The following is a 26,334-nucleotide window of genomic DNA, read 5'->3' as shown; positions in this document are numbered from 1 at the left end:
GAAAAGGTGCGTTATGTGTTGTTATGCTCTGCCCAGCACATCGGCGGCGTCGCGGGCGACGAAGTGGCCCGGCCCAACCTGCTGCAATGGCGGGCTGGCGATCTCCTCGCCCCGCTTATAAATATTGCCCGGAACGTCATCTGACAGCAGGACCCGTTGCGGATGACGGTAGGCCGGGTCGGCCACCGGTACGGCGGCCATGAGCTTACGGGTATAGGGGTGCTGCGGGTTTTCAAACACCGCGCGGCGCGGGCCGATTTCGACAATCCGGCCGCGATACATCACCGCCACGCGGTGGCTGATGCGCTCCACCACCGCCATATCATGGGAAATAAACAGAAACGCGATGCCCATTTCGCGCTGCAGGTCGAGCATCAGATTGATAATCTGCGCCCGAATGGAGACATCCAGGGCCGACACCGACTCATCGGCAATCACCACCTTCGGATTAAGCGCCAGCGCGCGGGCAATGCAGATCCGCTGCCGCTGGCCGCCGGAAAAGGCGTGGGGGTAGCGCCAGGCATGCTCCGGCTGCAGCCCCACGCGCTTTAGCAGCCAGGCGACCCGCTCGCGCGCCGCCTCCCTGTCCAGCAGGCCATGCACCCGCAGCGGCTCCATAATCGAATCGCCGACCGTCTGGCGCGGATCGAGCGAGGCGTAAGGGTCCTGAAAAATAAACTGAATATTGCGCCGCAGGGACTGCAGCTTGCTGCCGGAGAGGGTATCGATCCGCTGACCATCGAAGGTAATGGTGCCCCCCTGGGTCTCAACCAGCCTCAGCAGCGCCCGGCCGGTAGTCGACTTGCCGCAGCCGGACTCGCCCACCAGCGACAGGGTCTCTCCCGGCCAGAGATCAAAACTCACCTTCTCCACCGCATGCACTTCGCGCGTCACGCGATTGAGCAGTCCGCCGCGCACCGGGAAACGGGCCACCAGATCGCGCACCTGCAGAATAGGCTCCCCCGCCACCACCGTGTCTGGCGTGTCTGTCTCCGCCAGCGGCTGCCCCGGTAGCGGAAAGCGGCGCGGCAGATCCTGACCGCGCATCTCCCCCAGCCGGGGGACCGCCGCCAACAGCGACTGCGTATAAGGGTGCTGCGGTGAACGGAAAATCTCCTCGACGCTGCCGGTCTCCACCGCCTCGCCGCGATACATGACCAGCACCCGATCGGCGATATCGGCCACCACCCCCATGTCGTGGGTGATAAAGATCACCCCCATCGCCATCTCCTTTTGCAGGACGGCGATAAGTTGCAAAATTTGCGCCTGAATGGTGACATCCAGCGCCGTGGTCGGCTCGTCGGCAATCAGCACCGCCGGCCGACAGGAGAGCGCCATGGCGATCATCACCCGCTGGCGCATGCCGCCGGAGAGCTGGTGCGGATAGCGTGAGAGCATCTCTTCCGCCTGGGGAATACGCACCTGGTCGAGCATCTTTTTCGCCGCGCGCAGCGCCTCTTCGCGCCCCAGCCCCTGGTGCAGGCGCAGGGATTCGGCGATCTGCTCGCCGATGGTGAATACCGGGTTCAGCGAGGTCATCGGCTCCTGAAAAATCATCGCCAGATCCGCGCCGCGTACCCGGCGCATTTCGGCCTCCGATTGCTCATTGAGCGCGATCACCTGCCGGTTGCGCCGTCGCAGCCACAGCCCCTCGCTGCTCACCTCGCTGCTGGCGGCGTCAAGCAGACGCATCAGCGCCAGCGCGGTGACCGATTTTCCCGAACCGGACTCCCCGACAATCGCCAGCGTCTCGCCGCGGCGCAGGCTGAAGGAAAGCTGACGCACGGCCTGCACCTCTGGCGCATCCTGCTGGCGGAACGCCACGTTCAGGTTGCGCACCACCAGTACTTCGCAGGTATCCGTTTCGTGAGTTTGCGGCACTCTCCTCTCCCTTGTTCTATTCGCGATAAATGCCAATGGTCGGCGTATCGCCGGCATAACACCAGGCGCGGTACATGCCTTCGCTGTTAAACGGTAAAACGACGTTGCCTTCGCGATCGACGGCAATCAGCCCGCCGCTGCCGCCGAGGGCCGGCAGCTTCTCCATCACCACCCGCTCGCAGGCGGAATAGAGACTGAGCTGACCGTACTCCATCAGGGCGGCGATATCGTAGGCCGCCAGGGTACGCATAAAGACTTCGCCGGTGCCGGTGCAGGAGACCGCCACGCTGGCGTTGTTGGCGTAGCACCCCGCGCCCGGCAGCGGGCTGTCGCCGACGCGTCCGGGCAGTTTGTTGGTCATGCCGCCGGTGGAGGTCGCCGCCGCCAGATTGCCGGCCAGATCGAGCGCCACCGCCCCGACGGTGCCCATTTTCTGCCGTTCGTCGAGCGGAGCGGCGTGATGGTCAAGGATGATCTCCCCGCCCGCTTTCGCCTCCTGCAGCTGCAACAGACGCTCGGGGGTGGAAAAGAGATCGTTATCGACGCGCGCCATTCCGTGGGAGAAGGCGAAATTTTCCGCCCCCTCGCCGATCAGCAGCACGTGCGGGCTCTCCTCCAGCACCAGACGCGCCGCCAGCACCGGATTACGTAGATGTTTGACCCCGGCCACCGCCCCCGCCTGCAGGCTGTAGCCGTCCATCACGCAGGCGTCCAGCTCGTGGGTTTGATCGTGGGTAAATACCGAGCCCATCCCGGCGTTAAACAGCGGACACTCCTCCAGCAGACGGACGGCCTCGGTCACGGCATCCAGCGCACTGGCGCCTGCAGCCAACATTTTCTGCCCGCTTTCGACGATAGCCGACAGCGCCGCCACGTACTCCCGCTCCCGCTCCGGCGTCATCAGCGCGCGAGAAATCGCCCCTGCGCCGCCGTGAATTGCTATAACCGCCTTGCCCATTTCGCCAGTCCTTAACGATGAAGTGGATAGCCCCGCCCTGTCGTACCGCGTCGCGGCGCCGGTCACGTCAGGAATAAGGGTATTGATATCATTATATTGCTGAATGCCTTATACAATTTTTGAATATAGAAAGAGCGGCGGTCGATGTAAAGCCTCGTACCCAGGTGGCATACAGCCCGCGCCGCTTTTCTGCCATAATAGGCGTTTTCGCCGTTTTGCCCGCAGGAGTGACCCATGGATTTTACCGCCGGACTGATGCCGCTCGACACAGCCCTCACCCAGATGCTCGATCGTATTACGCCGCTGAGCGCGACGGAGACTGTACCGCTGTTGCAGGCCTTCGCGCGCGTCACCGCCCATGACATTATCTCCCCGCTGGATGTCCCCGGCTTTGATAACGCGGCGATGGATGGCTATGCCGTCCGGTTGAGCGACCTCAACGACGGCGCGGCCCTGCCGGTCGCCGGGAAGGCCTTTGCCGGCCAGCCGTTTCACGACGCCTGGCCCACCGGCACCTGTATCCGCATCATGACCGGCGCGCCGGTGCCTGCGGGCTGCGACGCGGTGGTCATGCAGGAAGAGACCGAACAGACCGACGCCGGCGTGCGCTTTACCGCGCCGGTGAAAGCCGGGCAGCATATTCGCCGCCGCGGGGAAGATATCGCCCACGGCGCGGTGGTCTTCCCGGCGGGAACGCCGCTGACGGTAGCCGAGCTGCCGGTGCTGGCCTCGCTGGGCATTGCCGACGTCGAGGTGGTGCGCAAGGTCCGCGTCGCGGTCTTCTCGACCGGCGATGAGCTGCAGCTGCCGGGTCAACCGCTCGGCGACGGCCAGATTTACGATACCAACCGCCTGGCGGTGCATCTGATGCTCGAACAGCTGGGCTGCGAGGTCATTAACCTCGGCATTATTCCTGACGATCCGACGCAACTGCGTGAGGCCTTTATCGCCGCCGACCAGCAGGCCGACGTGGTCATCAGCTCCGGTGGCGTCTCGGTGGGCGAAGCCGACTACACCAAAACCATTCTTGAAGAGCTGGGGGAGATCGGCTTCTGGAAGCTGGCGATCAAGCCGGGCAAACCCTTCGCCTTCGGCAAGCTCAGCAGCAGCTGGTTCTGCGGCCTGCCGGGCAACCCGGTTTCCGCCACCGTCACCTTCTGTCAGCTGGTACAGCCGCTGCTGGCGAAGCTCTCCGGTAAGCACGGTCCGCTTCAGGCGACCCGCCTGCGGGTGCGGGCCGCCGCGCGGCTGAAAAAGTCCCCGGGCCGCCTCGATTTTCAGCGCGGTATTCTGCAGCGCAACCCGGACGGCGAGCTGGTGGTGACCACCACCGGTCATCAGGGCTCGCACATTTTCAGCTCTTTCAGCCTCGGCAACTGCTTTATCGTGCTGGAGCGCGAGCGCGGCCACGTTGAAGCGGGCGAATGGGTCGACGTCGAACCGTTTAGCCATCTGTTTGGGGGGCTGTAATGGCCGTGGAGCTGAGCGATGAAGAGATGTTGCGCTATAACCGACAGATTGTTTTGCGCGGTTTTGATTTTGACGGCCAGGAGCGGCTAAAGGCCGCTCGCGTGCTGGTGGTCGGCCTCGGCGGACTTGGCTGCGCCGCCGCGCAGTATCTGGCCGCCGCCGGGGTGGGACAGCTCACCCTGCTCGATTTCGACACCGTCTCGCTCTCTAATCTGCAGCGCCAGACGCTGCACAGCGACGCCGCCATCGGCCAGCCGAAGGTGGACTCCGCCCGCGAGGCGCTGGCGCGCATTAATCCGCACGTTCATCTGACGCCGCTCAATGCCTTACTGGACGAAGCGGCGCTGGCGGGGCAGATTGCCGGGCACGATCTGGTGCTCGACTGCACCGACAACGTCGCCATCCGTAACCAGCTCAACGCCGGCTGCTTCCGCCACCAAACCCCGCTGGTTTCCGGGGCGGCGATCCGCATGGAGGGGCAGATCAGCGTCTTCACGTATCAGGAGGGCGAACCCTGCTACCGCTGCCTGAGCCGCCTGTTTGGCGAAAACGCCCTCACCTGCGTCGAAGCCGGCGTGATGGCCCCGCTGGTGGGCACTATCGGTTCCCTGCAGGCGATGGAGGCCATTAAGCTGCTGACCGGCTACGGCACGCCCGCCAGCGGGAAAATCGTGATGTACGACGCCATGACCTGCCAGTTTCGTGAAATGAAGCTGATGCGCCACCCGCAGTGCGAGGTATGCGGTAGGCGCTAACGTTCAGCCGCCGGCGAGGGTCGTCGCCGGTGAAGTTGTGACCTCTGCCGTTGTTCTATCCCCTGGCGATTATCGCCATCCCGCTTGTTGATTTGCGTCAATATAACTTTCATTTGAAAGTGTTTTTATATTCATACGCAAACAAGAGGGTAAGCCATGATCTTCAATATCCAGCGCTATTCCACCCATGACGGCCCAGGGATCCGCACCGTCGTCTTCCTGAAAGGCTGCTCGCTGGGCTGCCGCTGGTGCCAGAACCCGGAGAGCCGCGCCCGCAGCGAAGACCTGCTGTATGACCCGCGCCTGTGCCTGGCCGGCTGCGAGCTGTGCCAGCAGGCGGCGCCGGCGGTTATCACACGCACCCTCGAGGGTCTGATCATTCACCGGCAACACGTTAACGACAGCCATATCGCCGCGCTGCGCGACTGCTGCCCCACCACCGCGCTCACGGTGTGCGGCGAGGAGAAGAGCGTCGAGGAGATCATGGCGACGGTGCTGCGCGATAAACCCTTTTACGATCGCAGCGGCGGCGGCATCACCCTTTCCGGCGGCGAACCCTTTATGAACCCGGCCCTGGCGCAGGCGCTGTTGGAGGCCAGCCATCAGGCGGGTATCCATACCGCTGTGGAAACCTGCCTGCACGTCCCGTGGAAATACATTGAGCCGGCTTTACCCTTCATCGACCTGTTTCTCGCCGACCTGAAGCACGTCGACGAGGCCGTGTTCCGGCAGTGGACCGACGGCAGCGCCCGCCGGGTGCTGGACAACCTGCAGCGCCTGGCGCAGGCGGGGAAAAACATCATTATTCGCGTGCCGTTAATCCAGGGATTCAACGCCAGCGAAGCCGACATTACCGCCATCACTGATTTTGCCGCCGACCGCCTGCGGGTCAGCGAAATCCATTTCCTGCCCTACCACACGCTGGGAATGAACAAATACCAGTTACTCAGTCAGCCCTACACCGCACCGGATAAACCGCTGGATGCTCCCGAGCTGCTCGCCTTTGCGCAGGATTATGCGCGGAGCAAGGGGCTAACGGCGATCTTACGAGGATAACCCCTATGACTACCCTGAAACTCAACACCCTCAGCGCCCGTATCCAGGCCCATAAAATGGCGCTGGTGCATATCGTCAAGCCGCCGGTCTGTACCGAACGCGCCCGCCACTATACCGAGATGTATCAGCAGCATCTTGATAAGCCGATCCCGGTGCGCCGCGCCCTGGCCCTGGCTCACCACCTGGCCGAGCGCACCATCTGGATCAAGCACGATGAGCTGATCGTCGGCAACCAGGCCAGCGAAGTGCGCGCCGCGCCAATCTTCCCGGAATACACCGTCAGCTGGATCGAGAAAGAGATCGACGATCTCGCCGACCGCCCCGGCGCCGGCTTCGCGGTCAGCGAAGAGAACAAGCGCGTACTGCACGAAGTGTGCCCGTGGTGGCGCGGCCAGACCGTGCAGGACCGCTGCTACGGCATGTTTACCGATGAGCAGAAAGCGCTCCTCGCCACCGGCATTATTAAGGCCGAGGGCAACATGACCTCCGGCGACGCTCACCTGGCGGTCAACTACCCGCTGCTGCTGGAGAAAGGACTGGACGGCATGCGCGCGAAAGTCGCCGAACGCCGGTCGCGCATCAACCTGACGGTGCTGGAAGACCTGTACGGCGAACAGTTCCTGAAAGCGATTGATATTGTGCTGGCGGCGGTCAGCGACCACAGCAAACGCTTTGCCGCGCTGGCGCGCGAGATGGCGACGGCAGAATCCCGTGACGCACGCCGCGATGAGCTGCTGGCGATTGCCGAAAACTGCGACATCATCGCCCATGAGCCGCCGAAGACCTTCTGGCAGGCGCTGCAGCTGTGCTACTTCATTCAGCTGATCCTGCAGATTGAATCCAATGGCCACTCGGTCTCTTTTGGCCGCATGGACCAGTACCTCTATCCGTACTACCGCCGCGACGTTGAGCTGCAGCAATCGTTGGATCGCGAACAGGCCATTGAGCTGCTGCACAGCTGCTGGCTGAAGCTGCTGGAGGTCAACAAGATCCGCTCCGGCTCGCACTCCAAGGCCTCAGCCGGCAGCCCGCTGTATCAGAACGTCACCATCGGCGGCCAGAACCTGGTGGACGGCCAGCCGCAGGACGCGGTCAACCCGCTGTCGTACGCCATTCTGGAATCCTGCGGTCGTCTGCGCTCCACCCAGCCGAACCTCAGCGTGCGCTACCACGCCGGAATGAGCAACGACTTCCTCGACGCCTGCGTTCAGGTGATCCGCTGCGGCTTCGGCATGCCGGCGTTTAATAACGACGAGATCGTGATCCCGGAATTTATCAAGCTGGGTATCGAGCCGCAGGATGCCTACGATTATGCGGCCATCGGCTGCATCGAAACCGCGGTCGGCGGCAAGTGGGGTTATCGCTGCACCGGCATGAGCTTTATCAACTTCGCGCGGGTGATGCTGGCGACGCTGGAAGGCGGCCGCGATGCCACCAGCGGCCAGGTGTTCCTGCCGCAGGAGCACGCCCTGTCGAAAGGCAACTTCGCTAACTTCGACGAGGTGCTGGCCGACTGGGACCGCCAGATCCGCTACTACACCCGTAAGTCGATTGAGATTGAGTATGTGGTCGATACTATGCTGGAAGAGAACGTCCACGATATTCTCTGTTCGGCGCTGGTGGACGACTGCATCGAACGGGCGAAGAGCATTAAGCAGGGCGGCGCTAAGTATGACTGGGTGTCCGGCCTGCAGGTGGGCATCGCCAACCTTGGCAACAGCCTGGCGGCGGTGAAAAAGCTGGTCTTCGATCAGGGCGTTATCGACCAGCAGGAACTGGCGAAGGCGCTGGCGGAAGATTTTGACGGCCTGACCCACGAGCAGCTGCGCCAGCGGTTGATCAACGGCGCGCCGAAGTACGGTAACGATGATGACAGCGTGGACGCGTTGCTGGCGCGGGCCTACCAGACCTATATCGACGAGCTGAAGCAGTATCACAACCCGCGCTATGGCCGCGGCCCGATCGGCGGCAACTATTACGCCGGCACGTCCTCTATCTCCGCCAACGTTCCGTTCGGCGCGCAGACCATGGCGACGCCGGATGGCCGTAAAGCGCACACTCCGCTGGCGGAAGGGGCCAGCCCGGCCTCCGGAACCGACCATCTGGGGCCGACGGCGGTCATCAGTTCGGTAGGTAAACTGCCCACCGGGGCGATCCTCGGCGGCGTTCTGCTAAACCAGAAGCTGAATCCGTCCACCCTGGAAAACGCGTCCGACAAGCAGAAGCTGATGGTGCTGCTGCGCACCTTCTTCGAGGTGCATAAAGGCTGGCATATCCAGTACAACATTGTCTCGCGCGACACGCTGCTGGAGGCGAAGAAACATCCTGATCAGTACCGCGATTTGGTGGTGCGCGTCGCCGGGTACTCGGCGTTCTTTACCGCTCTGTCGCCGGATACCCAGGACGATATCATCGCCCGTACCGAGCATACGCTGTAGCCCTTCAGGCCCGCTGGCGCGACGCTTAGCGGGCCTCCCCTGTCCTGCTGGCCGGGAAAGGCAATGCCGCCTCCCGGCATTTTTCTGAATGCGTGAACTTTCATTCGAAATAAATTTGTGCTCCCCATCACATTGTAATTAGAATGTTACTGGTCGAAGTTAAGCCAGGAGCATCCCCTTATGACCGTTAAAGTTATCGTCACCGATATGGACGGAACTTTTCTCAATGACGCCAAAACCTACGACCGATCGCGGTTTATGGCGCAATTCGCCCAGCTGCAGCAGCGCGGCATTGAATTCGTTGTCGCCAGCGGCAACCAGTACTATCAGCTGATCTCCTTCTTCCCGGAGATCCGCGAGCAGATCTCGTTCGTCGCCGAAAACGGCGCGCTGGTCTTTGAGCATGGTAAGCAGCTGTTCCACGGCGAACTGACCCGCCACGAATCGCAGGTGGTGATTGGCGAATTACTCAAAGATCCGCAGCTGAACTTCGTCGCCTGCGGCCTGCACAGCGCCTACGTGAGCGATAACGCCCCGGACGCCTTCGTCGACCTGATGTCAAAGCACTACCACCGTCTGCAGCGGGTAAGCGACTATCACGCCATCGACGATACGCTGTTCAAATTCTCTCTGAACCTGCCGGACAGCGAGATCCCGCAGCTGATCGATAAACTGCACGTCTCGCTCGACGGCATTATGAAGCCGGTCACCAGCGGCTTTGGCTTTGTCGATTTGATTATTCCCGGTCTGCATAAAGCCAACGGCATCAGCCGCCTGCTCAAGCGCTGGAACCTGTCGCCGCAGCAGTGCGTGGCCATCGGCGACAGCGGCAACGACGCCGAAATGCTGAAGCTGGTGAAATACGCTTTCGCCATGGGTAATGCCGCCGACAGCATCAAAGCTATCGCCGGATACGCGACCGACGATAATAATCATGACGGCGCGCTGAACGTCATTCAGGCCGTCCTCGATAACCGCGCTCCCTTCAACGCCTGACCGCTCTCCGGGGCTGCGCGCCCCGGCTTGTCCATTTTGTGCGCCGCAGCAAGATTTTAAACTTGCATTAACTCCATTTTAACTTAAATTAACGTTTGTAAGATTTAATACTTTCGAATGAAAGATACAGCGAGGTTATTATGGCTGCTCTCCCGACCCACGAAACACTCCCCGCCGACCACAAAGCGGCGATTCGCCAGATGAAGCAGGCGCTGCGGGCGCAAATCGGCGACGTCCAGGCGGTGTTCGATAAGCTCTCAGCGCGCATCAGCGAGCGCCTGCAGGAAATTGAGACGCTGAAAGCCGCAGGCCAGGAGGTCTGGCCAACCATTCCGTTCCGCGATATCGCCGAGGGAACCGTGAGCGATGCCCAGCGCGCGGCCATTAAGCGCCGGGGCTGCGCGGTGATCAAAGGCCACTTTCCGCGCGAACAGGCGCTGGCCTGGGATACCGCGATGCTGGAATATCTGGATCTGAACCATTTCGACGAGGTCTACAAAGGGCCAGGCGACAGCTTCTTCGGTACGCTTGAGGCTTCGCGGCCGGAAATCTATCCCATCTACTGGTCGCCCTCGCAAATGCAGGCCCGCCAGAGCGATGAAATGGCGGCGGCGCAGTCCTTCCTTAACCGCCTGTGGCGCTTTGAGCAGGACGGCAAGCGCTGGTTCGATCCGGACGTCAGCGTCATTTACCCCGACCGCATTCGCCGCCGTCCGCCGGGAACCACCTCGAAAGGGCTGGGCGCGCATACCGATTCCGGTGCGCTGGAGCGCTGGCTGCTCCCCGCCTACCAGCAGGTCTTCGCCAATGTCTTTAACGGTCATGTCGACGCTTACGATCCGTGGGACGCCGCGCACCGTACTGAAGTGGAAGAGTACACTGTCGACAACACCACCAAGTGCTCGGTGTTCCGCACTTTCCAGGGCTGGACCGCGCTGTCGGATATGATCCCGGGTCAGGGACTGTTGCACGTGGTGCCGATCCCCGAGGCGATGGCCTATGTGCTGCTGCGCCCGCTGCTTGACGATGTGCCGGAAGATGAGCTGTGCGGCGTCGCGCCGGGCAGAGTGCTGCCGATCTCTGAGCAGTGGCACCCGCTGCTGATCAAAGCCCTCAGTTCGATCCCGGCGCTGAACGCTGGCGATTCCGTCTGGTGGCACTGCGACGTCATTCACTCGGTGGCGCCGGTGGAAAATCAGCAGGGCTGGGGCAATGTGATGTACATTCCGGCGGCGCCGATGTGCGAGAAGAACCTCGCCTACGCGCAGAAAGTGAAAATCGCTCTGGAAAAAGGGGCCTCGCCGGGTGATTTCCCGCGCGAGGACTATGAGGCCAGCTGGCAGGGGCGCTTCACCCTGGAGGATCTGAACATCCACGGCAAACGGGCGCTGGGTATCGCGGTTTAATCGTCATACAGCCCCTGCGGCTCCACGGCGGTATGGCCTTTGCCCGGCCGGATCCGCCGTACCGAATCACGCACCACCAGCGTGCCGTGCAGCAGCAGCGAACCGTGCGGCGCCTCCGGGCGCAGCAGGCGCTGCTGCAGGAGGTGCACCGCCTCGCTGCCCAGCTCATCCCGCGGCACATGCACCGCGGTCAGCGGCACCTCCTGGATCGCCGCCAGATTAAACCCGTCGATGCTCATCACCGAGACATCCTGCGGCACCCGCAGGCCGCGCTTTTGCAATGCGCTGACCGTGCCGGCGGCCATAAAATCACCGCCCACCAGGAAAGCGGTGGGCAACGGCCTGCCCTGTAAGCCATCAAGCCAGGCCCCCACCTGCTCTTCGGTCTCTCTGGCGCTAAAGTTGGCGACGCTGATGAGATCCCGGCTGGCGGTAAAGCGCAAATTACGCGCGCGCCACGCCTCCTGGATCCCCCCCAGCCGCAGCTCCATGGTATAGCGGCGCAGGCACATGACGTTCATCACCACGCGATGCCCCATATCAAACAGATAGCGGGCGGCGCACAGGCCAATCAGACGATGATCGGGGGCAATGGACGGCAGCCGCATCCCTTCATCCCGACAGTTGATCAATACGCAGGGTTTGCCCAGGTCCGCCGCCAGGCCATGAATATGCGGATCGTCGATCCCCAGCAGCACCGCGGCCTGGGTCTCCGCTTCGTTCATGCGGGCAAGAAACAGATTGGCGTCGCTGTCGTTCTCGTCCAGCGCGCAGTAGCGGAGGCGCACTTCATGCGCCGCCAGCGCGTTATTGATGCTCTGGATCACCCGGTAGTAGAAGATATCCGACCGCTCATCGAAGGCGCGCTGTGGGGCAAACACCAGTAGATTATTGAGCAACAGACGTCCGGCGGCCAGTCCCTGCATGACCCCCAGCTCGCGGGCGCACTCCAGCACCGCCCGGCGCGCCTTGTCGCTGGTATTCGCCTTCCCGGCCAGGACGCGCGAAACGGTACTGGCCGACAGCCCGGTGCGGGCGGCGATTTCGGCGACGCGCAGCTTTTTATCCATTTTGTGATCCAGCTCCGATTGGAAAATGAAAGAATTTTCATAATCGCCAAAGCGCTCCCTGTAAGCAAATGACAGCGCAAAATTTGAGATCCCGGTCATTTCATGAAAAAAATTGCATAAATAGCGCTTTGCCCGACGTTTTTTCTCCCTTAGCCTGAATTGGTCCAACATCTCCCATACTAGTTATACCAATGGTGTTGAGATAAAAAAATAGACTATTCAAATAGTTAACAACACTACGTGACCGCTCACGGATTGAGATCGTCACTTTCCCCCTACTAACGTCATGTGGAGTGTGCTATGAGTCAAGGCCTCAACAATGATATCGCGGTCAGCAAAACGCGCCGGGTGGTAAAAAACCTGCGCTGGTGGGTGCTGGTCCTGTTTTTACTTGGCGTCACCGTCAACTACATCACACGCAACTCGCTGGGGATTATCGCCCCGGAACTGAAAGCGACGCTCGGTATCACCACCGAACAATATTCCTGGATCGTCGGCGCGTTTCAGTTGGCTTACACGATTTTCCAACCGCTCTGTGGCTGGCTTATCGACGTCATCGGCCTGAAGCTCGGGTTTATGATCTGCGCCACCCTGTGGGCGCTGGCCTGCATCGCCCACGCCGGGGCCGGCAGCTGGCTGCACCTGGCTATATTGCGCTTCTTTATGGGCGGGGCCGAGGCGGCCGCCACCCCGGCCAACGCCAAGACCATCGGCGAGTGGTTCCCGAAGTCTGAACGGCCAATCGCCGCCGGCTGGGCTGGCGTCGGGTTCTCCATCGGCGCCATGCTCGCCCCGCCGATCATCTACTTCGCCCATGCCTCCTTCGGCTGGCAGGGGGCGTTTATGTTTACCGGCGCGCTGGCCCTGCTGTGGGTGGTGCTGTGGTGGGCCTTCTATCAGAACCCGGAAAAGCACCCCAACCTCAGCAAAAGCGAGCTCGAGTACATCAAGCAGGATAACGAAGCGCCGCCGGTGAAACAGCCCTTCTTTACCGCACTCAAAACCGTCTCGAAGAATAAACGTTTCTACGGGATCGCCATTCCCGCGTTTATGGCCGAGCCCGCCTGGGCGGTGCTGAGCTTCTGGGTACCGCTGTACCTGGCCAAAGAGCACGGTATGGATCTCAAGCAGATTGCTATGTTCGCCTGGCTGCCGTTCCTTGCCGCCGACCTCGGCAGCGTGGTCAGCGGCTACCTCACCCGCCTGTACGTTCGCTGGTTCGGCTGTACGCGAGTCAACTCGGTGATCGCCAGCTCGGTGACCGGCGCGTTTCTGATGATCTCCCTGGCCCTCGTCGCTATCACCCGCGATCCCTATATCACCATCGTCCTGATCTCCATTGGCGGCTTCGGGCATCAGATCATCTCCTGCATGCTCAGCGCGCTGGTGGTGGAGTCGTTCGACAAGGGACAAATGGCGACGGTGAACGGTATGCGCGGATCCGCGGCGTGGATCGCCAGCTTCCTGTTCTCGTTATTAATCGGGGTGACCGCCGACAAAATTGGCTTCAACCCGTTGTTCATCGCCATGGGTTTCTTTGACCTGATTGGCGCCGTTTTCCTGGTGGCATTTATTGCTGAACGTCGCGCCAAGCGCGCCTGAGAGTGGATGTAAGATATGAAGACGTTGAAACACTGGAGTTTGCATCAACAGCTGGAGCATCACGTTGAACTGACGGTCGATGGCCAGCACACCCTGTGCCTGTACGTACTGGAAGAGAATTTATTCCGCGTGCTGCTGAAACGCCAGGGCCAGCTGGCGCTGGATCGCACCTGGAGCATCGCTCCGCAGCAGGATGTGCCGTGGGAAGGCCGCGCCCGGGATGACCTCAGCGGTTTTAGTCTCCCGGCCTGGCAGCTGACCCAGGAGGGCGATACGCTAACCATCGCCACCCGCCAGCTGCGCGTCACCGTCCATCAGCCGCTGTGGCTGGAGTGGAGCTATCGCGACGATGCCGGGGAATGGCAGCAGCTTGCCAACGACCGCCCCACCAGCGCCTATCTGGCCAATGCCCACGGCGACGGCGTCGCCCACTATCTGAGCCGCCGCAAAGACGAGCGTTTCTATGGCCTGGGCGAAAAGGCCGGCGACCTGCAGCGCACCGGTAAGCGGTATGAGATGCGCAACCTTGATGCCATGGGCTACAACGCCGCCAGCACCGACCCGCTGTATAAACATATTCCGTTCACCATCACGCAACGCAGCGACGTTAGCTATGGCCTGTTTTACGACAACCTGAGCAGCTGCTGGCTGGATTTGGGTAACGAAATCGACAACTATCATACCGCCTATCGCCGCTGGCAGGCGGAAGCCGGCGATATCGATTACTACCTGTTCACCGGTAAACAGGTGCTGGATGTGACCAAAGCCTTCGTCCGTCTGACCGGTAAAACCCTGTTCGGGCCCAAATGGAGCCTCGGCTACAGCGGCTCGACCATGCACTATACCGACGCACCGGATGCGCAAAATCAGCTGATGAACTTCATCCGCCTGTGCGATGAGCACGCTATTCCGTGCGATTCGTTCCAGCTCTCTTCCGGCTATACGTCGATTAACGGCAAGCGCTACGTCTTTAACTGGAACCACGACAAGGTGCCGCAGCCGAAAGCGATGAGCCAGTCGTTCCACGACGCCGGGCTGAAGCTGGCCGCCAATATCAAACCCTGCCTGCTGCAGGACCATCCGCGCTATGGCGAGGTGGCGGAGCGCGGTCTCTTCGTGCGCGATTCGCAAACCGACGCTCCGGAGCGCTCCAGCTTCTGGGACGATGAAGGATCGCATCTCGACTTTACCAATCCGCAAACCGTGGCCTGGTGGCAGGAGGGGGTCACCAGCCAGCTGCTGGAGATGGGCATTGATTCGACCTGGAACGATAATAACGAGTATGAGGTGTGGGACGGCGAAGCGCGCTGCTACGGCTTTGGCCGCGAAATCGCCATCAAGCATATTCGCCCGGTGATGCCGCTGCTGATGATGCGCGCCTCGATGGAGGCCCAGCAGCGCTTTGCGCCGCAAAAGCGCCCGTATCTCATCTCCCGCTCCGGCTGCGCCGGGATGCAGCGCTACGTCCAGACCTGGAGCGGCGATAACCGCACCAACTGGGATACGCTGCGCTATAACATCCGCATGGGGCTGGGCATGAGCCTTTCCGGGCTGTTTAACGTCGGCCACGACGTCGGCGGTTTCTCCGGCGATAAACCTGAGCCGGAGCTGTTCGTGCGCTGGGTACAAAACGGCGTGATGCACCCGCGCTTTACTATTCATTCGTGGAATGACGACCAGACGGTCAACGAAGCCTGGATGTATCCGGCCGTCACCCCGGCCATTCGTTCCGCTATTGAGCTGCGCTACCGCCTGCTGCCCTATCTGTACACCCTGCTGTGGCAGGCGCATGCTGACGACGAGCCGATGCTGCGCCCGACCTTCCTCGATCATCAGCACGACGCGCAGACCTTCGCCGAATGCGATGACTTCCTGCTGGGCCGCGATCTGCTGGTGGCCAGCGTGGTCGAGCCTGGCGCCCGCCAGCGTGAGGTGTGGCTGCCGGATAATCAGGCCGGATGGTACGATTTCTACAGCCACCAGTGGTTCGCCGGCGGCCAGTGGGTCACCCTCGACGCGCCGCTGGAAACGCTGCCGCTGCTGGTGCGCGCCGGGGCCGGACTGCCGCTCAGCGAGCGCATCCACCATGTTGCTGCGCAACAGGACGATCGCCGCGAACTGCAGCTGTTCCCGCTGAAAGGCGTCGGAACCACTTCGGGTCTACTGTTTGAGGATGACGGCGAAAGCTGGGGCTATAAACAGGGCGATGCGCTGTGGCTGGAGTGGGAAATGGCGTGCGACAGCAGCACTATCAACCTGAAGGTCAACGCCCGCGGCAATTATCGCCCGGCGTGGAAAGCGCTGAAGCTGTCATTACCGGCGGGAGAAAAACGCAAACTGCTGGTGAATGGCGTCGAAGGAACGGAGTGGAGGCTCTGAGCATATGCCGGGCGGCGGCTTACGCCTCGCCCGGCCTGGATTTAATAATGTTCCCGGATGGCGCTACGCTAATCCGGGCTACAAACTGGTGGCCTCAAAATCCCCGGTGGCGCTACCGCTTACCGGGGCTACAGCACTGTGCGGTTTGGTAGCCCGGGTAACGGACAGTTTCAGTAACCATGGGTACAAGATAGAGCACTTAAGCTCACAATGGCACGGACCGTAGGCCGGATAAGGCGCAGCCGCCATCCGGCGCGAAAGTGGCTCTTTACACGCGGTTATTGCCCGGCGGCGCTACGCTTGCGCGGGCCTACAGATCACATGCCAGGCGTAGCCCGGGTAAGGCGTAGCCGCAACCCGGGTAACGAAGCGGGATTACTCGATACCTTTGCTGCGCAGGTAGTCTTCGTAGTTGCCGCTGAAGTCGATCACCCGTTCCGGGGTAATCTCCAGCACGCGGGTGGCCAGCGAGCTGACGAACTCACGGTCGTGGGAGACGAAGATCAGGGTACCCTGATACATCTCCAGCGCCATGTTCAGCGATTCGATGGATTCCATATCCAGGTGGTTGGTCGGTTCATCCATTATCAGGATGTTTGGCTTCTGCATCATCAGCTTACCAAACAGCATGCGGCCCTTCTCACCACCGGACAATACTTTCGCCGGCTTCTTGATGTCATCCTGGCTAAACAGCAGTCGACCAAGGATACTGCGCACCGCCTGCTCGTCGTCGCCTTCCTGTTTCCACTGGCTCATCCACTCGAAGACCGTCAGGTCGTTTTCGAACTCGTACTCATGATCCTGCGCATAGTAGCCGAGTTGCGCGTTTTCAGACCATTTCACGGTGCCGTTGTCCGGCTGCAGTTCACCCACCAGGGTTTTCAGCATCGTGGATTTACCCACGCCGTTGGCGCCCAGAATGGCAATCTTCTCGCCCACTTCCAGCAGCAGGTTGACGTTTTTGAACAGCGGACCGTCTTCAAAGCCTTTGGTGAGGGCTTCCACTTCCAGCGCGTTACGGAACAGTTTCTTATCCTGCTCGAAGCGGATAAACGGGTTCTGACGGCTGGAGGCTTTGACCTCTTCCAGCTTGATTTTGTCAATCTGACGCGCGCGCGAGGTGGCCTGACGCGATTTAGAGGCGTTGGCGCTGAAGCGGCTAACGAAGGACTGCAGGTCGGCAATCTGCGCTTTTTTCTTGGCGTTGTCCGCCAGCAGACGTTCACGCGCCTGGGTGGCCGCCGTCATGTATTCGTCGTAGTTGCCCGGATAGACGCGCAGCTCGCCGTAGTCCAGATCCGCCATGTGGGTGCAAACCATGTTCAGGAAGTGACGGTCGTGCGAGATGATAATCATGGTGCTGTCGCGGTCGTTCAGCGTCTGCTCCAGCCAGCGAATGGTGTCGATGTCCAGGTTGTTGGTCGGTTCATCGAGCAGCAGAATGTCCGGGTTAGAGAACAGCGCCTGCGCCAGCAGGACGCGCAGCTTCCAGCCTGGGGCGACTTCGCTCATCGGGCCGTAATGTTGTTCAACCGGAATGCCCACGCCCAGCAGCAGTTCGCCCGCGCGCGCTTCAGCAGAGTAGCCATCCATTTCGCCATATTTCACTTCCAGGTCGGCCACTTTATAGCCATCTTCTTCGCTCATCTCGGCGAGGGAGTAGATGCGATCGCGCTCCTGCTTCACTTCCCACAGCTCGCCGTGGCCCATAATGACCGTATCCAGCACGGTGAACGCTTCAAAGGCGAACTGATCCTGACGCAGCTTACCGATGCGCTCGTTCGGGTCGAGAGAAACGTTGCCCAGCGTCGGTTCGAGATCGCCGCCGAGGATCTTCATAAAGGTCGATTTACCGCTGCCGTTGGCGCCGATCAGACCATAACGGTTGCCGCCGCCAAATTTAACGGAGATATTTTCGAACAGCGGCTTACTGCCAAACTGCATGGTAACGTTGCTGGATACTAGCACGGGGATATCCTGAAAAAAGAGTATGAGGGGTGTGATACAGCAGACATTATGCCAGTAAATGACGCACTTTTCACGGTCTGCGGTAAATTCCGCCGCGGCGCTTGTGCTAAGGTCTTTGTCAGATGCGCCAGAGACCTGCGCGCAAACCGTTATTCTGTACGTGATGATGAGGAGCCCCATGACCACCAGCCAACCGCGACATCCGGCCTTTTTATCCCTGCAGGGCGGCATTAATTTTCGCGACCTGGGCGGCCAGCGCGCCGCCGACGGACGCCGGGTACGCAGCGGCAAGCTGCTACGCTCCGGTGCGCTAAACCGGCTAACGGCAGAGGATCTCGACCACCTGGATACCCTGCCGCTCAGCCGGGTGCTCGACTACCGCGACCCCGGTGAAGTACAGCGCACGCCGGACAAACTGAGCCCGCTCACCCACTATCTCAACGCGCCGGCCAATCCGCCGATCGGCGAGGTCAACGCGAAGGTCACCGAGCTGAATGCCGCCACCCTTAATGCGCTGAACGGCGAGCAGTTTATGCTGCAACTCTATCGCCAGCTGCCGTTTAACAATCCGGCCTATCGCCAGCTCGCCGCATGGCTGACGACCCCTTTCGACGGCGCCTTGCTGCAACACTGCGCGGTCGGTAAAGATCGCACCGGCGTCGGCTGCGCGTTAACCCTGTTCGCCGTCGGATGCGACAGCGAGACGGTGATGGAGGAGTATCTCCTTACCCATGGCATGCTGACGCAGGTGGAGGCCTGGATGCTGGAGATGCTCGGCAACGACCTGACGGCCCAGGGGCGCCAGAGCCTGGCGGACATCCTGACGGTGAAAGAGTCCTATCTCGCCGCCGCGCTGTCGGCTATTCAGCAGCGCTATGGCAATGTCGACGCCTGGCTGGCGGAAGAGTACCAACTGACCGCCCCGGTCCGCGCGGCGCTGCAGGCCCGGCTGCTGGAAGACTAACCCTCGTCGCCCCGAACGCCAGGGCGCGGCAGCCGAGGCGACAGGGAAAAAAATGTGATTTCGTACACATCTGATTTACCTGTTCAGCGGAATGCACATATAATGCGCTCCCATCTACTGTCTCAATCATTAACAAAGGCCTGTGTGGCGTTGATTTCGCACACGACATTAAAAACTATGAAATTATCTACACTCTTAGCGGCAGCCTTCGCCATCGTAGGCTTTTGCAATACAGCGTCTGCTGTCACCTATCCTTTGCCAACCGATGGCAGCCGTTTGGTTGGTCAGAACCAGGTCATCACCATTCCGGATGATAACAAGCAGCCGCTGGAATACTTCGCGGCGAAATATCAGATGGGGCTTTCCAACATGCTGGAAGCCAACCCGGGGGTGGATACCTATCTGCCGAAGGGCGGTAGCGTCCTGAACATCCCTCAGCAGCTGATCCTGCCGGATACCGTCCATGAAGGGATCATCATCAACAGCGCCGAAATGCGTCTGTACTACTACCCGAAAGGCACTAACACCGTGATTGTTCTGCCGATCGGTATCGGCCAGTTAGGCAAAGACACGCCAATCAACTGGACCACCAAAGTCGAACGTAAGAAGGCTGGCCCGACCTGGACGCCGACCGCCAAGATGCATGCAGAATACGCTGCCGCCGGCAACCCGCTGCCAGCCGTCGTACCGGCCGGTCCGGATAACCCGATGGGCCTGTACGCGCTGTATATCGGCCGTCTGTACGCCATCCACGGTACCAACGCTAACTTCGGTATCGGCCTGCGCGTGAGCCATGGCTGCGTACGTCTGCGCAACGATGACATCAAATTCCTGTTTGAGAACGTGCCGGTCGGCACCCGCGTGCAGTTTATCGATGAGCCGGTAAAAGCCACCACCGAGCCGGACGGCAGCCGTTACATCGAGGTTCACAACCCGCTGTCGACCACCGAAGCGCAGTTCCAGGGCGGCGAGATCGTGCCGATCACCCTGACTCAGCCGGTACAGGCGATCACCAGCCAGTCTGATGTCGATCAGAACGTGGTCGAGCAGGCTATCCAGAACCGCTCCGGTATGCCGGTGCGTCTGAACTAAGTTCTGCATGACAAGAAAAACGGCGGGCCTGATGCCCGCCGTTTTTTTTATCGGTGTTGTGCCGGGCTGCGGCTGACGCCTTGCCTGGCGACTGAACCTGACAACACCCTGGCTCTGCTAAGCGCTGCGCCAACCGGGGCCCCCGGTCTAGCCGTTATTCACCAGAATAATCCCGCCGTGGTCGTAGCGATAGTGGCAGTGGGCGTACTCCAGCGGCGTGCCGTCTTCCAGATAGATAACCTGCTCCACCTCCAGCACCGGATCGGTGGGCTCGCAGTGAAGATGCTGTTTATCCAGTTCATCCGGCTTCATCGCCCGCACCACGCGGTAAGATCCCATCAGCTTCAGCCCCAGCGTCTCCTGGATATAGCGAAACACCGAGCTTTCCAGATGGCTTTTATTGAGCCCCGGCACCAGCCCCACCGGCATGACCGTCAGATCCAGCGACACCGGTTCCCCGTTGAGCAACCGCAGGCGAACAAAGTCATACACCGGGGCATCAGCGTCGATCAGCAGCGAACTCTGCTCCTTGTCAGTGGGAAAACGCACCTCAAAGCGCACCACTTCGCTTTGTACCTCGCCAAGATGCTCCCAGGTTTTGGTGGCGCCGAAATAGTCGCTGCCGGGCAGCTCCCACTGCGACAGCTGAAGGAAATTTTTCCGCACAAAGGTGCCCTGCCCTTTGCGGGTATAGATCAGCCCTTCGACGATTAACTGGCGCATCGCCTGCTGGATGGTCATCCGGCTGGTGCTGAACTCTGCCGCCAGCGCAAACTGGTCAGGTAACGGCGCGCTGGCAGGATACTGCTGGCTGATGATCCGTTTTTTTATTTCCCGCGCGATTTGCAGATACTTCGCCGTCATTCCCCGGTCCTTATACATTCAGTGAGTGGCTGGCGGGCAGGATCCACGGCCTGACCGCCAGAACACCATTACATCACGTCGCCATTGCTGTGGATCACCTGCTTCAGCCACGCATAGCTCTTCTTCGGCACCCGCCGCAGATCCTTGAGGTCATGGTTCTCGCGATTGACGTAGACCACGCCGTAGCGCTTACGCATATCGCCCTGCGAGCTGAGGATGTCGATTAATCCCCAGCCGAGATAGCCGATCACCTGCGCCCCATCCTCAAACATGGCCGCTTTCATGGCGTTGATATGGTCGCGATGGTAGGCGATGCGGTAATCGTCGGCAACCGGATGTTCACCGTCCCACGACTCAATCACCCCGATGCCGTTTTCAATCGGGAAAACCGGCAGGCGCCAGTCGTTATAATAGCGGGTGATGATGGTCCGGAAGCCCAGCGGATCGATCTGCCAGTTCCATTCTGTCGCGTTCAGGAACGGGTTATCCTGATTGCCAAACAGCATGTAGTTGTTAACCGCCGTTCCCGGCGGGATCGCGTCGCTGTTCAGCGTCCGGCTGGCGTAATAGCTGAACGCCAGATAATCGACCTTCACCGTCGCCATCAGCGCGAGATCCTCCGGACGATAGATATCATCGAACCCTTCGGTGGCGACAAAATGCATCACTTCCGGGCTATAGCCCTCCCCGGCGTAAGCCCGCAGCAGGTTCTGGTTTAAAAACTCGTCCAGCTGCTGGGCGCACAGGATATCGCGTGGTTTGCAGGTCGCCGGATAAACCAGGGCGTGGGCCAGCATCCCGCCCATCAGACACTGCGGCTTCGTCTGATGCAGGTGATCGGTCAGATGGACGTGCGCCATCATCACATGATGCTGGATCAGGTACAGCTCGCGCAGGGTCTTCTCCCCCTGCAGGTAGCCGGAAATCAGAAACGCTTCCGGCGAATGGTACAGATTCTGTTCATTAAAGGTGAGCCAGTATTTCACCTTGTCGCCATAGCAGGCGATCATCTTCTGGCCATAGCGAATAAAGGCGTCCATCACCCGGCGGTCGGTAAATCCGTTGTAGCGCTCCGCCAGCGAGAGCGGCATATCGAAGTGGTACAGGCAGATCATCGGCTCGATGCCGCGGGCGATCAGTTCATCAATAAACTGATGGTAGAAGGCGATTCCCTCTTCATTGAACTCGCCGTCTCCCTCAGGGCACACCCGGCTCCAGGCGATCTGAAAACGGTAGCAGTTCATGCCCAGATCCTGCATCAGATCGAAATCTTCCCTAAAGCGATGATAGGAGTCGGTCGCCACCTTCCAGTCGGAAGCGAATTCTGCCGGTTGCCGGATATCGTACACCGACATCCCCTTGCCGCCCTCGTTCCACGCCCCCTCCGTCTGCATGCTGGAGACGGAATTACCCCATAAGAAATCTGCCGGTAGTCTGTTGTTCATCCTGCGCCTCGATATATGACTAGTCATTTAAATTTCATGACTAGTCATATATCGAAAAGCGAACGGATGCGCAAAGCCAGGGATCGTTTTCTGTGAGCCGGGCAAAAAAAAGATCGCCCCGGAGGGCGATCCTGTCGAACGACGTGGAGGGCGGCAGACTGCTGCGGAAATCAGGCGCAGAGTTTGAAGAGCCAATAGCCGGTGAGAGCCGCCCACAGCAGCATGGGAATGGAGTAGAGATGGAAACGCCACCAGATCCGCCGATCGCCAGCCATGCGCAGGGCGATGATATTGGCCAGCGAGCCCGGCAGCAGACCAAAGCCCCCCACGTTAACCGCCCAGGCGAGCAGGATCGAAGGTGGGACATAGTTGAGCAGCAGAATAGTCGAGGGCACATTGCTGATCACCTGCGACAGGCCGATGGCGGTCAGCCACAGCCCACCGCCGGAGAGCGTCCCGACCCCGCTCAGCACCTGGTGCAGCGCCGGAAGCTGGGTCAGCAGATGGACGTCGATAAACATCACCATAAACACCAGCAGCAGCGACCAGTCAACATGGACGATCACCGCCCGGGCCAGCGCCAGAAAGCCCAGCAGCACCAGCGCCAGTCCCCACAGCGCCTGATCCATCTCCAGCGCCGTCAGGAACACCAGATAGAGCCCCAGACAGCTCCAGACGAGCTTAGGCTGCCACGATGGCGCCATATCGCTGCTCTGGTAGGTAAGCCGCTTTGCCGGGAAACAGAACCAGCACAGCGCCAGCAGGGTCAGCATCATTGCCGCCGCCAGGGGCAGCATCTGGCCGATAAACCCAGGGAAAGAGAGACCGGAGCGTCCCCACAGCAAGATGTTCTGCGGGTTGCCGATCGGCGTCAGCAGCGACCCGGCGTTCACCGCCAGCGCTTCGAAAATAATCAGCCGGTTTACCGGGATGGCGCACCACTTCTTCAGGGTCAGGGTCAGGGGCACCACAATAAACAGCGCGACGTCGTTGGTGAGGAAGGTGGACAGCAGCGCCGCCGCCAGCACCATAAACATAGCCAGCTGACGCTCGGTGACAAAGCGGCGGGCCATTTTACGCCCCAGCACGTCAAAATAGCCGCTCAGTTCAATCCCCTTGGTCAACAGCATCAGGCCGCTGAGGGTGATGATGGTATGCCAGTCAATGGCCGCCGGCCAGCTTGCCGGGACAAACGGCACCATCACGCTGAGCACGCAGGCGATAATCAGCAGCAGATGGAGAAAACGATCGCGCAGCAGCGACTGGACGAAGGGAAGAGTCATGCTTCCTGAGATCCCTGTGTTTGGGTAAATTTCAGGAACATCGCCAGCGTCTCTTCGCTCACGTGATGCTCCATCCCTTCGGCATCACGACGGGCGATCTCCGGACTGACGCCGATCGCCAGCAGGAAGTTCTCCACGATTTGATGGCGCTCGCGGCTCTCCTGGGCCAGCTTCTCACCCTCCGCGGTCAAGAATATGCCGCGCCACGGGATCTGTTCGATAAGGCCGACGCTGGCCAGCCGTTTGAGCATCTTGGCGACGGTGGGCTGCGAGACTCCCAGCCGGGCGGCCATATCCACCTGACGCGCCTCGCCCACCTCGCGGATGAGGTCGGAAATCAGTTCAACATAGTCGTCAATCAGCTCGCGCCGATGCGCTTCCCGCACCTGGCGGAACCCTTCAACGTGCTCTTCAACATTTACTAACTGCGTCACTTTTTTTGTTATTGGCTTACCTGCGCGACGGTTCATTGTGCTTCCTCATTCGTGTGACGCGTCAAGCATCATATAAAAAGATCCACATTGTAATGGATTGCGCCAAGAGCACAAAAATTTAACGTTTTAGCCATAGCTATAAAATATAGCCTGTGCTATATCTGTATATAATGCAAACATCCATCAGGGAGTGATGGAGCGAACAGGCAGGAGGAGAGCAGATGAACGAATTCAAGAGGTGCTTAAACGTGTTCAGCCATTCACCCTTTAAAGTACGCTTAATGCTGCTCGGTATGCTGTGCGAAATGATCAACGGTAAACCGCAGCAGGACAAACCCCATCGCTAAGGCGGCGTCGCGGTACGCCGCTTCATTTTTCCGTCATCATCTGCCGCTAAACTGACCGGTTTATCCCGTTTCCCCCACCTTTTTTCAAGTTTTGTAAGCGTCCTCGCAAAACAATCTGTTATGTCTGGTTGACCTTACCATTTACAAGCCCTATCTTTGCACAGCCCTGCCACATTCGCGGCTCGCAGAGACCCTCTTCACGCACTGTCCAGCAGGTTTTACCCCTTGAAGCCAGGGGATGCGCATGGCCTCTTTTTGATTGTTTACTATGAATGTCACCACCCTGAAAGATACGCTGGTCGCCCGCCGACTGGCACTGAACCCATGGACAGGATTCTACTTTTTACAATCGCTGTTGATTAACCTGGCGCTGGGCTATGAATTTAGCCTGCTCTATACCGTGGCATTTACCTGCGTGTTACATCTTCTGTGGCGTGCCTTTCCGCGCGTGCAGAAAGGAGTGGTCGGCGCTTATTCACTGCTGGCGGCCCTCTACTACCCGTTTGGCCAGGCTTACGGCGCGCCCAACTTCAATACCTTGCTGGCGCTGCACGCCACCAACATGGAAGAGTCCACGGAAATCCTCACCATCTTCCCGTGGTACAACTATCTGCTGGCGGTATTTATCTTCGCGCTGGGGATCATCGCGGTCCGCCGCAAGATCGTCGAGCAGACCCGCTGGGGAAAAATGGAGACCCTGGGCCTGCTGTTCAGCATCGGGATCTTTTTTCTCCAGCCGGTGCAAAATCTCGCCTGGGGCGGTGTATTCAAGGTAATCGATACTGGTTACCCGGCCTTCCGTTTTGTCAAAGACGTGGTGGTGAATAATAACGAGGTGCTGGACGAGCAGGCGCGGATGGCACAGCTGGCCGGCATGAAAGATAGCTGGCACGTGCTGGCGGTGAAGCCGAAGTACCATCTCTATGTGGTGGTGATCGGTGAAAGCGCCCGCCGCGACGCCCTCGGCGCCTTCGGTGGCCACTGGGACAACACGCCGTTTGCCAGCTCGGTGAACGGGTATCTGTTTAACAACTACGTCGCCGCCAGCGGCTCGACGCAAAAATCCCTCGGCCTGACCCTTAACCGGGTGGTCGATGGCAAACCGCAGTTTCAGGATAACTTTGTCACCCTCGCCAACCGCGCCGGTTTCCAGACCTGGTGGTTCTCCAACCAGGGGCAGATCGGCGAGTACGACACCGCTATCGCCAGTATCGCCAAACGGGCGGATGAAGTGCAGTTCCTGAAAAACGGCGATTTCGAAGCCAATAAAAACACCCAGGACGAGCAGTTACTGAAGCTGACCGAGCAGGTGCTCTCCACCCAGCGCACCCAGCCGCAGCTGATTGTTCTGCATCTGATGGGCTCGCACCCGCAGGCCTGCGACCGGACCAAAGGCAAATATACGGTTTTCGTCCAGTCGAAAGAGACCTCCTGCTATCTCTACAGCATGACGCAAACCGATACCCTGCTGGCTAAGCTCTACAGCCAGTTGCAAAATTCCGGCGACACCTTTTCCCTGACCTACTTTTCCGATCATGGTCTGGCGTTCAAGGAGCGAGGCAAAGAGGTGCAGTATCTGGCGCACGACGATAAGTTCCAGCAGAACTTCCAGGTGCCGTTTATGGTGCTCTCCAGCGATGACAAAGCGCATAAAGTCATTAAGGCGCAGCGCTCGGCGAATGATTTCCTCAGCTTCTTCTCGCAATGGACCGGCATCAAGGCGGCGGAAATCGCCCCGCGCTATCGGTTTATCTCTGAGCAGAAGGCCGGCCCGGTGTATATCACCAACTTCCAGCTGCAGAAGGTGGACTATTCACACCTCGGCAGCGATGAGTTCACCATCAACTAAAACGACGCGGTCAGCGCCGGCCAACCGGCCGGGCTGGCGGTCAGCAGGCAAAAAAAAATCCGCCCCAGGAGGCGGAT

Annotated in this window: 19 protein-coding genes and 1 pseudogene; 12 read left to right on the top strand and 8 right to left on the bottom strand. The window is 60.0% G+C overall.

Annotated features, from left to right (window positions below):
* Positions 1-21: 21 nt before the first annotated feature.
* Both gsiA and iaaA read right to left on the bottom strand, forming a co-directional pair.
* Entirely contained in the window at positions 22-1,881 is a 1,860-nt protein-coding gene (gene gsiA, locus ABLU95_RS23705) for a glutathione ABC transporter ATP-binding protein GsiA (protein ID WP_023288967.1), read from the bottom strand.
* A gap of 16 nt (positions 1,882-1,897) precedes the next feature.
* Entirely contained in the window at positions 1,898-2,839 is a 942-nt protein-coding gene (iaaA, locus tag ABLU95_RS23700) for a beta-aspartyl-peptidase (protein WP_348880441.1), read from the bottom strand.
* A 234-nt stretch (positions 2,840-3,073) separates the two neighbouring features.
* Here iaaA and moeA point away from each other — a divergent pair, with 234 nt between their 5' ends.
* The 6 genes from moeA to ABLU95_RS23670 all read left to right on the top strand — a co-directional run bounded on the left by moeA (position 3,074) and on the right by ABLU95_RS23670 (position 10,960).
* Positions 3,074-4,309, top strand: a complete 1,236-nt coding sequence (gene moeA / locus ABLU95_RS23695) for a molybdopterin molybdotransferase MoeA (RefSeq protein ID WP_023288965.1) — start codon at positions 3,074-3,076, stop codon at positions 4,307-4,309.
* Positions 4,309-5,064, top strand: a complete 756-nt coding sequence (moeB, locus tag ABLU95_RS23690; RefSeq protein ID WP_086075811.1) for a molybdopterin-synthase adenylyltransferase MoeB — start codon at positions 4,309-4,311, stop codon at positions 5,062-5,064. Before moeA ends, moeB begins: the two co-directional genes overlap by 1 nt.
* Positions 5,065-5,220: 156 nt before the next feature.
* Complete coding sequence (locus tag ABLU95_RS23685) at positions 5,221-6,120, top strand: glycyl-radical enzyme activating protein (RefSeq protein WP_032455231.1); 900 nt, start codon at positions 5,221-5,223, stop codon at positions 6,118-6,120.
* 5 nt (positions 6,121-6,125) lie between these two features.
* Positions 6,126-8,558, top strand: coding sequence for a formate C-acetyltransferase/glycerol dehydratase family glycyl radical enzyme (locus ABLU95_RS23680; RefSeq protein WP_348880440.1), 2,433 nt, complete (start codon positions 6,126-6,128; stop codon positions 8,556-8,558).
* 180 nt (positions 8,559-8,738) lie between these two features.
* Positions 8,739-9,554 (top strand): Cof-type HAD-IIB family hydrolase, encoded by an 816-nt coding sequence (locus ABLU95_RS23675; RefSeq protein WP_065881889.1) that lies wholly within the window; start codon positions 8,739-8,741, stop codon positions 9,552-9,554.
* Between the two features lie 140 nt (positions 9,555-9,694).
* Positions 9,695-10,960: a DUF1479 domain-containing protein gene (locus tag ABLU95_RS23670; RefSeq protein ID WP_044521849.1), complete on the top strand. Its 1,266-nt coding sequence runs from the start codon at positions 9,695-9,697 to the stop codon at positions 10,958-10,960.
* Here ABLU95_RS23670 and ABLU95_RS23665 read toward each other — a convergent pair.
* A complete protein-coding gene (locus ABLU95_RS23665) occupies positions 10,957-12,030 on the bottom strand; it encodes a LacI family DNA-binding transcriptional regulator (RefSeq protein WP_032429114.1) in 1,074 nt (357 codons plus the stop codon). The genes ABLU95_RS23670 and ABLU95_RS23665 overlap by 4 nt on opposite strands.
* A gap of 300 nt (positions 12,031-12,330) precedes the next feature.
* Between ABLU95_RS23665 and ABLU95_RS23660 the strand changes: the two genes are divergently transcribed.
* Positions 12,331-13,632, top strand: a complete 1,302-nt coding sequence (locus ABLU95_RS23660) for an MFS transporter (RefSeq protein ID WP_004886240.1) — start codon at positions 12,331-12,333, stop codon at positions 13,630-13,632.
* Between the two features lie 15 nt (positions 13,633-13,647).
* On the top strand, positions 13,648-16,011 hold the full coding sequence (locus ABLU95_RS23655) for a glycoside hydrolase family 31 protein (protein ID WP_348880439.1): 2,364 nt from the start codon (positions 13,648-13,650) through the stop codon (positions 16,009-16,011).
* Positions 16,012-16,386: 375 nt separating this feature from the next.
* On the opposite strand, the gene ABLU95_RS23650 is transcribed toward ABLU95_RS23655, so the two are convergent.
* Positions 16,387-17,979 (bottom strand): ABC-F family ATPase, encoded by a 1,593-nt coding sequence (locus ABLU95_RS23650; protein WP_023288955.1) that lies wholly within the window; start codon positions 17,977-17,979, stop codon positions 16,387-16,389.
* Positions 17,980-18,027: 48 nt separating this feature from the next.
* Between ABLU95_RS23650 and ABLU95_RS23645 the strand changes: the two are divergent.
* Both ABLU95_RS23645 and ldtB read left to right on the top strand, forming a co-directional pair.
* Positions 18,028-18,943, top strand: a pseudogene (locus ABLU95_RS23645) (tyrosine-protein phosphatase).
* Positions 18,944-19,120: 177 nt separating this feature from the next.
* Positions 19,121-20,035, top strand: a complete 915-nt coding sequence (gene ldtB, locus ABLU95_RS23640; RefSeq protein WP_032428696.1) for a L,D-transpeptidase — start codon at positions 19,121-19,123, stop codon at positions 20,033-20,035.
* 147 nt (positions 20,036-20,182) lie between these two features.
* Here ldtB and ABLU95_RS23635 read toward each other — a convergent pair whose 3' ends face one another.
* The 4 genes from ABLU95_RS23635 to mntR form a co-directional block, all read right to left on the bottom strand.
* The gene (locus ABLU95_RS23635; protein WP_044521840.1) at positions 20,183-20,899 is read right to left on the bottom strand and encodes a GntR family transcriptional regulator; all 717 of its coding nucleotides are present in this window, start codon (positions 20,897-20,899) and stop codon (positions 20,183-20,185) included.
* Positions 20,900-20,967: 68 nt separating this feature from the next.
* A complete protein-coding gene (locus ABLU95_RS23630) occupies positions 20,968-22,344 on the bottom strand; it encodes a glycoside hydrolase family 1 protein (RefSeq protein WP_044521837.1) in 1,377 nt (458 codons plus the stop codon).
* 170 nt (positions 22,345-22,514) lie between these two features.
* Entirely contained in the window at positions 22,515-23,627 is a 1,113-nt protein-coding gene (locus ABLU95_RS23625; RefSeq protein ID WP_032455222.1) for an anion transporter, read from the bottom strand.
* Positions 23,624-24,097 (bottom strand): manganese-binding transcriptional regulator MntR, encoded by a 474-nt coding sequence (mntR, locus tag ABLU95_RS23620; RefSeq protein WP_004886216.1) that lies wholly within the window; start codon positions 24,095-24,097, stop codon positions 23,624-23,626. Before mntR ends, ABLU95_RS23625 begins: the two co-directional genes overlap by 4 nt.
* A gap of 185 nt (positions 24,098-24,282) precedes the next feature.
* On the opposite strand from mntR, the gene mntS reads away from it, so the two are divergent.
* Both mntS and ABLU95_RS23610 read left to right on the top strand, forming a co-directional pair.
* A complete protein-coding gene (gene mntS, locus ABLU95_RS23615) occupies positions 24,283-24,408 on the top strand; it encodes a manganase accumulation protein MntS (RefSeq protein ID WP_023288948.1) in 126 nt (41 codons plus the stop codon).
* 268 nt (positions 24,409-24,676) lie between these two features.
* Positions 24,677-26,257, top strand: coding sequence for a phosphoethanolamine transferase (locus tag ABLU95_RS23610; protein WP_348880438.1), 1,581 nt, complete (start codon positions 24,677-24,679; stop codon positions 26,255-26,257).
* Positions 26,258-26,334 lie beyond the last annotated feature (77 nt).

This window comes from Klebsiella sp. GG_Kp146 (assembly GCF_040061975.1).
Classification (GTDB): Bacteria; Pseudomonadota; Gammaproteobacteria; order Enterobacterales; family Enterobacteriaceae; genus Klebsiella; species Klebsiella quasipneumoniae.
Note: the sequence above shows the minus strand (reverse complement) of the source record. Positions and strands in the feature narration are given on the sequence as shown.

Coding starts and splice junctions, on each gene's coding strand:
- iaaA (WP_348880441.1), bottom strand. CDS start 2,839: ATGGGCAAGGCGGTTATAGCAATTCACGGCGGCGCAGGGGCGATTTCT.
- moeA (WP_023288965.1), top strand. CDS start 3,074: ATGGATTTTACCGCCGGACTGATGCCGCTCGACACAGCCCTCACCCAG.
- moeB (WP_086075811.1), top strand. CDS start 4,309: ATGGCCGTGGAGCTGAGCGATGAAGAGATGTTGCGCTATAACCGACAG.
- ABLU95_RS23685 (WP_032455231.1), top strand. CDS start 5,221: ATGATCTTCAATATCCAGCGCTATTCCACCCATGACGGCCCAGGGATC.
- ABLU95_RS23680 (WP_348880440.1), top strand. CDS start 6,126: ATGACTACCCTGAAACTCAACACCCTCAGCGCCCGTATCCAGGCCCAT.
- ABLU95_RS23675 (WP_065881889.1), top strand. CDS start 8,739: ATGACCGTTAAAGTTATCGTCACCGATATGGACGGAACTTTTCTCAAT.
- ABLU95_RS23670 (WP_044521849.1), top strand. CDS start 9,695: ATGGCTGCTCTCCCGACCCACGAAACACTCCCCGCCGACCACAAAGCG.
- ABLU95_RS23665 (WP_032429114.1), bottom strand. CDS start 12,030: ATGGATAAAAAGCTGCGCGTCGCCGAAATCGCCGCCCGCACCGGGCTG.
- ABLU95_RS23660 (WP_004886240.1), top strand. CDS start 12,331: ATGAGTCAAGGCCTCAACAATGATATCGCGGTCAGCAAAACGCGCCGG.
- ABLU95_RS23655 (WP_348880439.1), top strand. CDS start 13,648: ATGAAGACGTTGAAACACTGGAGTTTGCATCAACAGCTGGAGCATCAC.
- ldtB (WP_032428696.1), top strand. CDS start 19,121: ATGAAATTATCTACACTCTTAGCGGCAGCCTTCGCCATCGTAGGCTTT.
- ABLU95_RS23635 (WP_044521840.1), bottom strand. CDS start 20,899: ATGACGGCGAAGTATCTGCAAATCGCGCGGGAAATAAAAAAACGGATC.
- ABLU95_RS23630 (WP_044521837.1), bottom strand. CDS start 22,344: ATGAACAACAGACTACCGGCAGATTTCTTATGGGGTAATTCCGTCTCC.
- ABLU95_RS23625 (WP_032455222.1), bottom strand. CDS start 23,627: ATGACTCTTCCCTTCGTCCAGTCGCTGCTGCGCGATCGTTTTCTCCAT.
- mntR (WP_004886216.1), bottom strand. CDS start 24,097: ATGAACCGTCGCGCAGGTAAGCCAATAACAAAAAAAGTGACGCAGTTA.
- mntS (WP_023288948.1), top strand. CDS start 24,283: ATGAACGAATTCAAGAGGTGCTTAAACGTGTTCAGCCATTCACCCTTT.
- ABLU95_RS23610 (WP_348880438.1), top strand. CDS start 24,677: ATGAATGTCACCACCCTGAAAGATACGCTGGTCGCCCGCCGACTGGCA.